Consider the following 14463-nt stretch of genomic DNA (forward strand, 5'->3'; position numbering starts at 1 on the left):
GATAATAAATGCAGAGATGTCCTTGGTGCGGAGATGATCCGCTTTATGTAAAATATCATGATACAGTTTGGGGTGTGCCCGAACATAATGACAGAAAACTATTTGCAAAACTTTGTCTTGACGGTGCGCAAGCCGGTTTAAGCTGGATTACTATTCTTCGCAAGGAGAAAAATTATTACAAAGCGTTCGATAATTTTGATGCAAAGAAAATGGCAAACTATAATCAAAAGAAAATAGATGAGCTGCTAAACAATCCCGGTATTATTCGCAATAAGTTAAAAGTAAATGCTTTTATAACTAATGCACAATCATATCTTCAAGTAAAAAAGGAATTCGGATCGTTTGATAAATACATTTGGCACTTCTCCGATTTTAAAACTGTAAATAATAAATTCAAGTCGTTGAAAGAAGTGCCGGCAAAAACTCCTTTGGCTGAAGAGATAAGCAAAGACTTAAAGAAACGAGGATTTAAGTTTGTCGGTCCCACAATTGTTTATGCATTTATGCAGGCAATCGGAATGGTTAACGATCACCTTATAGATTGTTTCCGGTATAAAGCAGTTCAAAAACTGCATTAATAATGGAAATAAATATGCGTTAAAGTAAATAAAATAATTAGGTAACTAAGTTTTATTTGTTTATGTTGGGTGCAGTATGGCAGTATCTTTAACAAGTAGATGTAGAAATTACCTTCCAATATTTTTAAAGCCTGTCACGACAATCAATTATTTAAAATTTTTAAAAGGAGCATCTGTTATGGCAGAGCGTAAACAAGGTACAGTAAAATGGTTCAACAATTCTAAAGGTTACGGATTTATTTCACAAGAAGGAGGAGAAGATGTTTTTGTTCACTTCGATTCAATTGTTGGTGATGGATATAAATCTTTAGAAGAAAATGCGAAAGTTGAATTTACTATTACTCAAGGTCCTAAAGGATTACAAGCAGCAGAAGTAAAAATTATTCACTAAGAAAAAATTCTTACTGCAAATAAAGCCCGGTCATTAGTTTGATCGGGCTTTTTTATTAAATGACGGAATTGCTATGAGCAGTATATTGCTACTGACTCTCTTACCTCTTTCAAATTAATTTAAGTTATTTCACAATTCTTCTGTCCAAACAAGGTGATTTTCTTAACACGGAAATAAAAATAATATTCCAAAAGAATTATTAAATTTGAAAAGTTGCTACTCATTCCAATTGGTTTCTAGTAAGCGGAATTTTTCAATTGTAATCAGTGGAATAACTGTTAAAAAGAAAATTTTTGTTGCTTTTCTTTTCAATACAAAACAATGTTATGGTAAATCTACTAATTGAATTGTAATTAAAATAATTACTTCAAAATTTATTTGGTATGCAATTATGAGTTATGAAAGCAATATGTTAGCCAAACTTCGGATGCCTTCTCGAAGTGAAGTTGAAAAGAATTTGTTAATAATACTCGTTGAACATAATGGGACAATTAAAGAGTTTGGAACTGGCGAGGAGATAGTTACAAAAATTGCAGATACGTTTAATTTAAATACGGAGCAAAGGAAATCCTATTTAGAAACTATCTATCGAAAAGAAAATCGACTTAAAAAGTCGAATCTATGGCATCGTTTATTATTTAGAGCAGCTGACAACTTAGCAAAAAGAGAACTAATAACTCGTCCGACGAAAACATATCAATTGACAAATAAAAAAGAATGGATGCTTACTGAAGCCGGTTACAATAAGGCTTTGGCTTTATTAAATATCCCGAAAGAGCAAAAAAATAAACTCTTTATTAAATCTTTTGAGGTGGAAGAAGTAGCTAAAAAAATTAGAGTAACCGAAAAACCCCAAAAGTATATCCCCTTCTCAAGTAATTCGAATAAAAAACAGACCACTAGATTAATGAATATTCGTTCAAGAGGTTTTAGACAAGCAATCATAGAGGCTTATGATTTTAAATGTGCTATCTGTGGATTGAAAATTTATTCTCCCAACAAATATCAATGGGAAGTTGAAGCAGCGCATATTATTCCACACAGCAAAAATGGTAAAGATGATATATGGAATGGTCTTAGTTTATGTCGATTTCATCATTGGGCATTCGATGTTGGATGGTATGGGATTGACCCTGAATTACGGATTGTGACATCTAGATTTGTGCATAATCTGCCGAACGATATGGGTAAACAGTGGAATTATGATTTAATAAACTACCCAACAAATAAGAATATTAAGCTTTTTTTACCATCAGATAAAAGTCAATGGCCAGACTTCCTAGCTTTACAATGGCATATGGAAAACATTCTACAAAAAGGTTAACAAAATGGAAAATAAAATTATCTATTCCCTAAGCATAGAAGATGTACAACTAGTAGCAAATGAAATTCTCAATCGAACAGTAACAAACGATGAAATGAATATTATTGAAGAGACAATTAATAAAAATGTTGATTGGTTTGAAATAATTGAAAATGTTATCATAACTAAAATAGAAAACCAAGATAACAATAAATAATTGTAAGTAGTGAAACTTGTCAAGATTACTTAAATGGCTTATAAGATAGTCGTAAAAAATATATTATTATTGGTGATAGATATAGAACAGTGAGAATAAGATAATTAAGTTAAATAGCTTCTGATTCTGAGGTAACAAAATGGTAAAAACAGAAAGAATAATTGTAGTCGGTGACAGAGTTTTAATTAAACCGGAAAGTGATCTTGAAAAAACTAGAAGCGGATTATATCTTCCTCCTGGAGTAACGGAAAAAGAAAAAGTACAAGGTGGATATATTATTAAAGTTGGTCCTGGTTATCCAATCCCCGCAACGACAGATGAAACAGAAGTTTGGAAAGAAAAAGAGACAAAATATATTCCGCTACAAGCAAAGGAAGGTGACTTTGCATTATTCTTAAGACGCGATGCAATTGATATTGAACTTGATAAACAAAAAATGGTGATTGTAAGTCAATCGGCAATTTTATTATTGCTTCGTGATGAAGAACTATTAATGTAACCGTCGGCTTTATGCCGACATGAAAAACGGCAGACATAAAGTCTACGGTTACAATTTACATATCAAACCAATAAGAAAACTTTACTAAGAAAATATCATTCCCTTCGGCAGCCCATAAATTTTTGAAATCATTACCCAAATTAAATTTGCCCGGATCATCAAAATTTGTTTGATCATGCGCCCACACGAAGTAAAATATTGAACCGGGAAGAACTTCCCAACGTAATACAATATTTCCTCTTAATGATTTGAAATTAAAATCCGGATTACCAAAAGTAAACGAACTATTAGGTCCATCACCATCAGGATCAACTGTATATTCAGAGTTTTCGGAATCATAACTGACTGTCGATCCGTTTTTACCGTAATCATTATAATCGAGCGAACTCGGTCTCGCAGCTTCTTTGAAATTGGAATAGGCCCCGACAGCAAATAATGGTTGTAAATACAATTGTAAACTCAACGTCGGTGTGAAAGTCCAATTTAATCTAATATTTGCGGCTAAAAGATCCTGGTCGATGTTTGCAAAAATATATCTGTTACCGTAAGTGTTAACCGCAGATGCGTCTTCAATTCGAGTTACCCATTGTGTTTTTTCATGCATGAATTGGTATTCTGGACCAAATGTAAATGAAATTTGAGAATTTGGTTTCCAAACCATTTCTAACCATGCGTTGTAAGCATTTGAACCAAGTGCATCAGAATTAAAATATCCACCTGCATAAAACATCACATCTTTTCTGCTATCGGTATTTCCCCAAAATTCAATTCCGTAATATGAAGGATTTTTCATCATCGGACCACCGCGTGTAAGAGTTTTAACCATAGTTTCTGTCTGGCTAAATAGAACTAATCCGAATTCCCAATAATTATGAAATTGTCCGCCGATTCTTCCCCATAATAAGTTTTGATAATTGTTTCCTTCAAAATCGTATGTTCGTGCGTGAGAAACATAAAACCATTTTTGTCTGAACAAACTATCGGGATCGTACCAACGATAACCGAGAACAGTATGTCCGTTAATTCTATCAGCCATCCACTGGAAACCGAGATCGTTGTTTTCAAATCCCGGTGAAACTAAACCGAGAGCCGAGTTTATATAAAAATTCCCTTTCTGTTTATTCAATGCAATGCGTGAGTAAACACCCGAAAGTGAAGTTCTATTTGTATCGAGAGTCATATACGTTGCGTCGGGTCTTTGCATATATCTATAAGGTTGCTTTTGTAGTCTGGTTAAATAGTCTTTTGATCCGGTAGTATATGAACCGATTACATAACCTGTAAGTGCGTAAGTTTCATCATCATCCAAGTATGTCCAACCATCAAGACCGAATACATATGCTTGATCACTCATTCTTGCTTCAAGTTCCGGAGTTCTTAAGTCACGATTAACGGCTGTAGCAATAAAACCCAAACCCTGCTTTCCGCCGTTTATTTCTTTTTGCGCTCTAATTGCACCATAATGAGTAAGAGGTTCAACTTCAACTTGATGTTCATTTCCTTCTAATCGATAATTCGCATATGTTCTTTCGGTTAAGGCACTTACTGCACCGAGAGACCATGTATCGTTTAGTTTACCTGTCAGTTTTGCAGCACCTAATATTCTTGTCTCGGTTGGATAATTTACATACTCATTGTCCGGAACCGGACCTTGCGGCGATCTTCCGATTCTTCTCGAATAAATCAAATCGGGATTTCCGAAATTAAATCCCCAATTACTGTTTGATCCATTAGAACCAAAGCTGAATATATTTCCGCCTTCAATAAAAAATGGTCTTTTTTCAGGATAGTAAGTTTCGAATGCCGACAAGTTTAATACAGCGGGATCAACTTCTACTTGACCGAAATCAGGATTAACTGTTAAATCCAAATTCAAGTTAGTTCCTATTCCAACTTTTATATCTGCACCAAATGTTGTTTTGTATTGATTGCCCTTATAGAAAGGATCATTTTCATCATGTACAAGATATTGCGCTTTTTGAACAATGTAAGGAAGAATTTCTAATCTTTGTTTTGGTTCAACCCCTTGAATTCCTTCAAGAGTTGCAAAGTGAGAAACAAACCCGCTTTCAGTTTTAGGAATCATTACAAAGTAGGTAACTTCTTTTTTTCTTTTTAATTCTCTTTTAAAATTTATTCCCCAGTTCATTACATCGGCTTGATTAAAACGTAATTGTGAAAACGGGATTTTCATTTCAATAGTCCAATCATCACCGTTGACAGAAGTTTTGGCTTCCCAAATTCCATCCCAAGAATCGGTGTTCCAGCTATCATTATAGAAGACACCGTCTCTGATTGAACCGCCGGCATTGACTGCAAAATAATAACCGGTTTTTCTATCAAGATATGGATCAACATAAAAAGTGAACCAATCCGAATCATGCCAGGAATCTCTTCTGGCCAGACTGGCATCAAGTTCGTCTAGTTTGGAATCGTAAAGACGAGCACCTACATATAGATATGAATCATCATAAGCGACCCAAACATGTGTTGGTTCTGTTGCCGGGTTTCCTTCTTCCGGATCGCGCTGGGTAAATTCTTTAACAGGAGGTTTGCTCCAAATTTCTTCCTCCAGAATTCCATCAAGGTTTATTGATTGTTCCAATTTGAAAGCATTGACTCGCTTGGAATTACCGGCTTTTTCCTTTGCGGATACAAATGAAAAGCTAATTAGAAATGAAAATAAAATTAGAATTACTAATTTCATAAAAAAAATCCCCCCAACTGTTCTCTAATAAACGAATAATTGTCCCATTTATTGTATTTAGACTCATCTAAGCGAAGAAAGTTGTAAGGAGGCGAGAAAAAAAAGGCCGACTAAAAATTATTTCTCAGTCAGCCCAAATAAAAATTTAGTTTTTTGCAAAATTTACGTTCATGCCTTGAGATCGGATTGCAATTTCTAGAAGTTCATCAAGATCACCGAAAATTTGAGTCATAACCATCTCTTCATCATTTACGGCAATAACAAACATTTCCTTTATTCTATCTGTGTTTGTTTTAACCATCACCGCAAACATGTCAGTATTATCAACCGATCTTATAATACAATCATAGCCATCGTCTTTTAATTCTGCGGTTATTTCTCTAAGTGAATTGAAGCTGGGTTTATAGTTTTTCCAATCATAATTTTTATAAACACCAAGCTGAATTCTATCGACTTTCCGTAACATATCGTCGGTAAATTCAGGTGCATCCGAAAAACTTACAACCGCACTTGAAAGTGTTATGGCTGCCGGTCCTATCGAAAATTCAACTTCTTTTTTAAAATCACCTTCAACACTGCTGAATACTTTATTCCTTACACCTTTGAAATAACCATCAACTGCGATACATCCGGATAACAAAAATGCTATCGCCAAAGTTATTGTTATCAATTTAGTTGCTTTCATAATCGTTTCCCCATTTTCAAAAATTTAGACGTTCCGCTTTCGAGTTTGTGTCATAAACATATTATTTCTTGTCGGTTTTAGTTTCATCTGTTTCATTAACTTTGCCGAGAGCCGGAATATCAAAACGATTAGTCAGTTTGCCAATTGTCTCTAAATTGATATCGCCGACAATATTTACGAAGGCGGCTTCGCCTGGTTTATCGAATGCAAGTACTACGAGACCGGTAAATTTATCGGAATTACCTGTTCGCACATAAACGTAAGCAGTTTCATCTTTTGCTTTTCTTTTAACAATTCTTTGCCAGCTTTTTCCGTTAAGTTTTTTGTCGATATCTTCCATGCGCTTTAATAAAGCAGATTCGTTATTATCCGAAACTTCGAAAGAGTTAACTTTGATGAGTTTTAATCCTTTCAGTAATTCAGTAACATCGGGTTCACTTTCATTTGTGATTTTGGAAACCATCTTAAGTAAGTTTTCTTCCAGATAAACTTCAGTTACTCCCTCACCGGTTTCAAATTGTGCTAAATCACCAAAATCAACATAACCGGGTTCGTTGGTAAAGTCCTTGCTTTGTGCGAAAATCATGCTGAATGCGGTAAAGAAAACTATTGCAAAATATTTTGTTAAGTTTTTCATTTTATATATCTCCTTTTTTGAATAAATCGTTTACATATCCAAAACCTTCATTTAATGGTTTTACAACTCTATTTGGAAGAATTTCTTCCGTAAGTGTTGTATGTGTCGAATTAAAAATTTTACTAACAAGCAATAATGCTTCGTGTGCTTGTTTGTTTGCTAATTCAATTTCGGCTTGTGAATATTGATTGTTGAACTGTTGTTCTTTTACAAAAAGTGATGAGATCATTAATCCAATTACAATGGCGGTCGCAACAAAAACTATCTGCGGTCTTGTTAAGAATATGTTCAACAAATCCGAGATGAAACTGTTTTCATTAACTTGTATCGAATTATTAATTGAATGTTCTACTCTTTCAAGAATATAATCCGGCATTACTTCTCTTGGTAAAGAATGAATTGAATCTGCTGTTGCTTTATATTCTTTGTAGAACAAATTCAATTCTTCATTTTTTCTTATAAGAAACCAGACTTTAATTTTTTCAAACATGTTTGCACTACCATAAGCGGCATTGATTATTAAGTCGATAGTTTTTTGTTCGTTTTTATTTTCTAATATATTATTCATAATTTTTCATCTTTTCTTGTAATTGTTTTCTTGCTCTTAATAGTTGCACTTTTACTGTATTTATCGGGAGATCTAATGTTTTACTGATCTCCTTATATTTAAGTCCTTCAATTTCGTATAGGACAAAAACACTTCTTAGATGATCAGGCAATTCTTTTATTAATTCTTTTACTTTTGATACTGCCATTTTTATCTGTGTCATTATTAATGGATTACTTTCATTTTCCTGCGCACTGATTGATTCCGAAAACTCTTCGTCAATTTCATGTAATGGTTTTCGTTTTCTTATATAATCAATACACAAATTGTGAGTTGTTCTCATCAGCCAGGATTTTGCCGCAAGTAGATTTATCTTATCTAAATTTTCCCAAAACCGGATTAAAACTTCTTGAGCCGCGTCGTCTGCTTCCATTCTGTCTTTCAACATGCAAAGAGCATAGCCGTAAATCATATTTTTATGCTGTTTTACCAGCAAACTGTATTTCTTTTCCCTAGAGATCATGATTTCTACATATAAAGACGGAATGAGACCTAAAAATGTTACAAAGAAGTTGATAAATAATTTATTAGTTTAGCTGATTCGTTTTAGGAAAAATTATGACATTCTATTTTTGGCTCGGTTTTCTGCTTTTGGTTTTTATACTTCTCGCACTCGATCTCGGTGTATTTCATAAAAAAGACAAGGCAATTTCTACAAAAGAAGCTTTGTTATGGACCGGGTTTTGGATTTTCCTCGCATTGCTTTTTAATGTATTCATTTATTTTGCTTATGAATATCATTGGCTTGGCATAGGTCTTCATGTTGGTCATGATATGGGTGGTAAGGAAGCGGCGATAAAATATTTCACAGGTTATGTGATTGAAAAATCACTTAGTCTGGATAACATATTTGTCATCGCAATGATTTTTGCGTACTTCCGAGTTCCGGATATTTATCAACATAGAGTTTTATTTTGGGGAATTCTTGGTGCACTTATAATGCGCGGAATTATGATTTATGCAGGTGCAGCTCTAATTGATCGTTTTGATTGGATGATTTATGTATTCGGTGGATTATTAATTCTTACCGCAATTAAAATGCTGATTTCAAAAGATGAAGAAATTCATCCGGATGAAAATCCACTTGTAAAATTAGCAAGGAGGCTTTATCCCGTAACCGGGACATATGAAGGGCATCACTTTTTTACACATCTGAATGGAAAAAGAGCCATTACCCCTTTGTTTTTAGTATTGCTTGTAATTGAAAGCACCGATGTAATTTTTGCCGTCGATTCAATTCCCGCAATTTTTGCGATTACAACCGATCCTTATATTGTGTTTACTTCAAATGTATTTGCAATCCTTGGATTAAGATCACTCTATTTTGCTCTAGCCGCAATGATGAATAAATTCCGTTATCTAAAAATTAGTATTGTGGTTGTGCTGATTTTCGTTGGTGTAAAAATGTTAATTTCGGAACTATATCATATTCCGACACTCTTTTCTCTCGGAGTAATAATATTGATTTTAGGTTTTGGAGTTGCAGTGTCTCTTCTGCAAAAAGATAAAAACTAATCTTGCCCTATCAACAAAAGGTATTTAAAATCATTGTTTTCAGGCACATTTCATATTTTAGTGCAAAATTCTAGTATCATTTTGAGATATGTCACCTGGTAAATTAATAATTTGATTGTTTTTCACGATTAAACTACACTTATCAGTTTATTAAATAAGGACCTTATCTCTCAGAAGTATATTAATTTGTAAGAACTCCACCTAATTGAAACTTCAATTTAATACAATCAGCTATTCTCAAATGTATCGCAATATCAAATTGAGACACATTCACTTCACATAATCTTCGTTTTTGTAGCAAAAACGTAATATTTTCTTGGCACCTCCTTTGGATAAGTAGTTATGATGAAATCAGAAACGAACATAAAAAACCAAATGGAGGCTACATTGAATAAGAGAAATTTACTCTCTTCTATTCTAACAGTTGTTTTCTTAGTAACAGGGTTAACAACACAACTATTCGCGTCGGTTAATCCGAACGCAGATCAAAAACAAACTCCTTATAATCCGGGTAATGTTATTATGACCGGTGCTAGTACTGCAAAAGTATTTGGTATCGACAAAGGTACAGGCGATATTGATATAACAAACCCTTATTCAAATAATACACAAGAAGTTTGGGCAGGTACATTTAAAGGTGATTTAGACGGACAGAATGCTAAATTTTACTGTATCGATCTACAACATCCTTTAGCAACATGGACCTCAGAACATCAACATGAATATACAGACGATGGAAATACTCCGGCGGAAATAACTTATATACTATATAATTATTATCCATTTAAATCACTTCCATATTCCGGTTCGTTAACCGAGTCGAAAGAAGCCGCTGCAGTACAGTTGGCAATTTGGCATTTTGCAGATGGTGTTAATGCAAATACAATTAGTAAATCAGATATTAAAAGCAGAACTTTAGCAATTATAGCTGATGCAAATGCCAATGCAGCTTCAATTACTTACGCTAACACATTAACAATTGTTCCTTCAACACAAACAATTCCTAGTGGTCAAGCAGCTCTTTTTGATATTTACACAACAGATAATTTTGACAATGCTGCACCAAATATTTTAGTAAATCTTTCAAGTACTTCCGGTACTTTAAGTGACGTTTCAGTTACTACGGATGCAACAGGTCATGCTGGTCCGGTTAGCTTAACTCAAGGTGCTGTAGATTTTGCCAATGTAACTGCAACGGCAGAAGTAACAATACCTTTGGGAACAAGATATGTACATAAAACAAATCCGGACGATAAACAAAAATTAGTACTTGCAACACCTACGACCGGAACCCTTAACAGAACAGCCGAAGTTAATTGGGAATTTGCCGAAGATGATTGTGACGGTGACGGCGATAATTCTGTTTCAATATTTGACGGATTTAAATTTGAATTTGACGGTATGATTAATAATGGAGACGGAACTTCTACTTGGACTTATACAGTAACCGGTATGGGTGCTTCGAAAGATCTTTCTCATTGGGTACTTGCTCTTTGTGAAGAACACGAAGTACTTAGTGCATCATTCAGCGGGAAATGGGAAGTTGTAGTTGATCCTACCACAAGTGTTTATGGTATTAAGTGGGATAAAGAAATTGATAAAAACGGTGGTACACTTACTTTCTCATTTACACTCAACGGTATTTATGATATAGATATAGTTGATATAGCTTTTAAAGCAGGTACCTCGAGTTATTATTGTACAATTCTTGGTCCTTCTTGTGAAGAAATTGAAGATTGTGAAAACAAAATCGGTGATTTCATTTGGCATGATAAAAACGTGAACGGAATTCAAGACAACAATGAACCTGGTATTGAAGGTGTTGTTGTTGAGTTGACTTATGGCAGTACTACTCTAACCACTACAACTGATGAAAACGGTTATTATGAATTTGCCGGTTTAGAAAATGGCACTTATTCAGTTAAAGTTGCTTCTTCAAATTATGCTGCGGGTGGTGTTTTGGAAAGTACTGACCAAACTAAATGGTACTCGACAAAGAAAAATGAAGGTAGCGACGATTCAAAAGATAGCGATGCAAACAAAAATGAATCTGTTACAGTAACATTAGATTGTGCAGATAACACAACAATAGATTTTGGTTTCTATAAAACATGTGTTTCAATAATTAAAGAAGGTCCTGCTACGGCTAAACCTGGTGATGTAATCACATATACTTTCCGAATTGAAAACTGCGGCGATGTTACTCTTAGCGGTGGTGTGGATATATATGATGATTTAATAAATCCATCCGGTGATCATAAAATCAAAAACATTACACCGGTTCATCCTGGTGACGTGAAATTCTTCGAAAAAGAATACACAGTTAAATCGACAGATTGCGGCGAGTTAGTTAACCATGCATGGGCTATCGGGCATCCAATTGACGGATCCGCAAATGTACGCGATGACTCTGAATGGACAACCATGATTGAATGTGCACCGGATTGTTCAGGTGAAATCGGTGATAGAATTTGGTTAGATTACAGAGAAGACGGTGGTGATAAAAACTGTAACGGTATTCAAGACGGATCAGGTGCAACTTCAGAGCCCGGTATTTCTAATGTTAGAGTTATATTAAAAGATGCGGCAAATACTCCAATAGATACAGTTTATACAAATTCAAACGGTAACTATCTATTTACAGGACTTTGTGCCGGAACTTACTTTGTATTTGTTGATGAATCAACTTTACCGGAAGGTTACACACCTGCACCAACAGATCAAGGTAGTAACGACGCAAAAGATAGCGATGTAAATGGAGTCGAAGTTGTCTTACCACACGATGATTCAAAAGATTATACAATTGATTTCGGTTATTGTGCTCCTGCTGAAGAACCTGAAGTTGATATAGAAGTTATTAAATCAGCATCTACTTATAATGCAGAAGACGGAACTCAGTTTAATTACATTATAACAGTTACTAATAATGGTCCTGACGATGCTCACGGAGTAGAAGTGTCTGATCTTCTTCCTGACGGTGTTGTATTTATAGCAAGTTCAGCTTCTGTAGGATCATATGATCAAAACACAGGCGTATGGAATGTTGGAAACTTAGCAAACGGAGCTTCTGAAACATTACAAATTACAGTTCAAGTTGATGTTGAAGATGTAAACAATGCTAGTTTCAATTTAGGAATCGCTTCTGATTACAACTTGTTTGTTCTTTATGATGCAACACAACCTTCATCCGATACAGAAGGAAGAGTTGCTGTTGGTAGAAATGCAAGTTTTGCAAATTACAGTGTTGGGGATAAACTTCCCGCTAATAGCGGTGATGTGCTGATTGTCGGAAACGATCTTCAATACACTTCCGGTGCGGTTTATAACGGAAACATAGTTTATGGTAATACAACAAATCTAGATAGTGTTTACTACGCTGTAAGTATTAGTGGTGGTTCTTTAATAAAGAATCCTAATCGTATTGACTTCTCAGCAGCTGAGGGTTACTTACTTGGATTATCCTCAACATTGTTCGGTTATAGTGTAAACGCTACAACAACAATGGAATGGGGCGGCTTAAAGTTAACCGGTACTGATCCTTATCTTAATGTATTTAGCGTTGATGCTGCTGATCTTTCTGCAGCTAATAATGTAACAATCAATGTACCTAACGGTTCTGTTGTGCTTGTTAACGTTAGCGGAACTACTGTAAGTTGGTCCGGTGGTTTAACAGTACAAGGTACATCAATAGGAAATGTGCTTTATAACTTCAAAGAAGCAACAGATATTACAATTCAAGGTATTGACATTCGCGGTTCAATTCTTGCACCAAAAGCACACGTTAATTTTGTAGCCGGTGTACAGAACGGTCAAATGATTTGTAAATCACTTGAAGGAATGGGTCAATTCAACAACTCACAATTTATTGGCAATATTCCGGTTGAACAAGTCATTACAAACGTTGCAACATTAACAAACGTAATTGAAACAGATACAAATCCAGACAATAATAGTGACGATGCTGTTGTCGTAGTGAATGGTCAAGATAATGGAAACGGTGGTGGCAATGGTGGTGGAAACGGCGGCGGAAGTGGAGATGGTAATTGGGAATACATTGGTAGCTTCTTAGAAGGTCAAATAGTTTGGTCACTAGCTTATACTGACGATGGATGTATCTTAGTCGGTACATGGGGTGGCGCAATCTATAAATCAAATACAGAAGGTACAGAGTTTACACAAATTAACGAAGATATGAATGTTGGTTTCATTTGGTCATTGTTAGTCCATAACGGTTACTACTATGCTGGTACTGAACAAGGTGTATTTAGATATAATGGATCTACCTGGACATTAGTTGGTTTAGCTGGTATGGATGTAAGATCATTAGTTGCAGTTGAAGGAAAGATCTACGCGGGTGTTTGGACTGGCGGAGTTTATGTCTCTGAAGATGATGGATTGACATGGACAAACCTACAATCCGATATGCTTAACTGGGCAGCAGTACACGATATAACAGTTACATTCGATCTAGACTTTAACATCGAACTCTTCGTTGCTACATTAGGTAACGGTGTATGTTACTCAGGTGACGGAGGTGCTTCGTGGGTTGAACTAAACATTGGTTACAACTTTGTATGGTCAATCGCTTCAACATCTAACGGTACATTATTCGCCGGTACATACGGTGGTGGTCTTTACACATCTGTTGACGGTGGAATGAACTGGTCACATGTTACTGAAGTAACTGCAAACTATATCTATGACATAACAGTTGACGTAAACAATAATGTTTATATCAGTACACTACTTGGTGGAATATATGTTTCGGTTGACGGTGGTTCATCATTCAACAATGCTGGGATGGGCGGATTAGGTACTAGCTCAGTATTAGCATTCGGTTCTTCTGAAGCAAGCAACGTATATGTTGGTACAAGTGATGGTAAGATCTATCGCAAAACTGATAACAATGGTGTAACTTCAGTTGAAGATGAAGATTTACCAAGAGAGTTCAAATTGGATCAAAACTATCCGAACCCATTTAACCCAAGTACAACAATTCAGTTTGCAGTACCAAAAGCTGGTGAATATAAAGTTGTTGTTTATAACATCCTCGGTCAGCAAGTTGCAGAATTACTAAATACTCAATTGCAACCGGGAGTTCATAAAGTGGATTTCAGTGCTAATCAATTAGCATCCGGTATCTATATCTATCAACTGATTGGTCAAGATGTAAACTTCTCCAAGAAGATGATATTAATAAAGTAAAAGAAAGTGATTGGTTTGTGATTATATGAAAGGCGGCTCATCTGAGCCGCCTTTTTTTATTTAGTCAATCTAGATACAAATTAAAAGAGCCCAGCTTCTCGGAAAAGCTGGGCTTTTAG

General features: G+C 35.1%; 12 protein-coding genes. 7 read left to right on the forward strand and 5 right to left on the reverse strand.

The genetic code is table 11. The annotated features are described in order from the left end of the window. Positions 1 to 8 precede the first annotated feature (8 nt). From QY331_15555 to QY331_15575, 5 genes are all read left to right on the forward strand, one after another. On the forward strand, positions 9 to 578 hold the full coding sequence (locus QY331_15555; protein WKZ69378.1) for a DNA-3-methyladenine glycosylase I: 570 nt from the start codon (positions 9 to 11) through the stop codon (positions 576 to 578). A gap of 178 nt (positions 579 to 756) precedes the next feature. Then, entirely contained in the window at positions 757 to 969 is a 213-nt protein-coding gene (locus tag QY331_15560) for a cold-shock protein (protein WKZ69379.1), read from the forward strand. A 391-nt stretch (positions 970 to 1360) separates the two neighbouring features. Then, positions 1361 to 2293, forward strand: coding sequence for an HNH endonuclease (locus QY331_15565; protein ID WKZ69380.1), 933 nt, complete (start codon positions 1361 to 1363; stop codon positions 2291 to 2293). Positions 2294 to 2297: 4 nt separating this feature from the next. Next, positions 2298 to 2489: a hypothetical protein gene (locus tag QY331_15570; GenBank protein WKZ69381.1), complete on the forward strand. Its 192-nt coding sequence runs from the start codon at positions 2298 to 2300 to the stop codon at positions 2487 to 2489. 139 nt (positions 2490 to 2628) lie between these two features. Then, positions 2629 to 2988, forward strand: coding sequence for a co-chaperone GroES family protein (locus QY331_15575; GenBank protein WKZ69382.1), 360 nt, complete (start codon positions 2629 to 2631; stop codon positions 2986 to 2988). Between the two features lie 55 nt (positions 2989 to 3043). Here the strand turns inward: QY331_15575 and QY331_15580 are convergent, their stop codons facing one another. The 5 genes from QY331_15580 to QY331_15600 all read right to left on the reverse strand — a co-directional run bounded on the left by QY331_15580 (position 3044) and on the right by QY331_15600 (position 8087). Further along, the gene (locus QY331_15580; GenBank protein WKZ69383.1) at positions 3044 to 5695 is read right to left on the reverse strand and encodes a DUF5916 domain-containing protein; all 2652 of its coding nucleotides are present in this window, start codon (positions 5693 to 5695) and stop codon (positions 3044 to 3046) included. A gap of 145 nt (positions 5696 to 5840) precedes the next feature. Continuing rightward, positions 5841 to 6380: a DUF4252 domain-containing protein gene (locus tag QY331_15585; protein WKZ69384.1), complete on the reverse strand. Its 540-nt coding sequence runs from the start codon at positions 6378 to 6380 to the stop codon at positions 5841 to 5843. Between the two features lie 61 nt (positions 6381 to 6441). Further along, positions 6442 to 7017, reverse strand: a complete 576-nt coding sequence (locus tag QY331_15590) for a DUF4252 domain-containing protein (GenBank protein ID WKZ69385.1) — start codon at positions 7015 to 7017, stop codon at positions 6442 to 6444. Position 7018: 1 nt separating this feature from the next. Continuing rightward, entirely contained in the window at positions 7019 to 7585 is a 567-nt protein-coding gene (locus QY331_15595; protein WKZ69386.1) for a hypothetical protein, read from the reverse strand. After that, positions 7578 to 8087, reverse strand: a complete 510-nt coding sequence (locus QY331_15600; GenBank protein ID WKZ69387.1) for an RNA polymerase sigma factor — start codon at positions 8085 to 8087, stop codon at positions 7578 to 7580. The genes QY331_15595 and QY331_15600 overlap by 8 nt, the downstream gene beginning before the upstream one ends. A 95-nt stretch (positions 8088 to 8182) precedes the next feature. On the opposite strand from QY331_15600, the gene QY331_15605 reads away from it, so the two are divergent. Next, on the forward strand, positions 8183 to 9139 hold the full coding sequence (locus QY331_15605) for a TerC family protein (GenBank protein WKZ69388.1): 957 nt from the start codon (positions 8183 to 8185) through the stop codon (positions 9137 to 9139). Between the two features lie 387 nt (positions 9140 to 9526). After that, positions 9527 to 14344 carry a choice-of-anchor A family protein gene (locus QY331_15610; GenBank protein WKZ69389.1) on the forward strand — a complete coding sequence of 1606 codons (4818 nt, stop codon included), beginning with the start codon at positions 9527 to 9529 and terminating at the stop codon, positions 14342 to 14344. The last annotated feature ends 119 nt before the right edge of the window (positions 14345 to 14463 follow it).

This window comes from Melioribacteraceae bacterium (genome assembly GCA_030584085.1).
GTDB lineage: Bacteria > Bacteroidota > Ignavibacteria > Ignavibacteriales > Melioribacteraceae > SURF-28.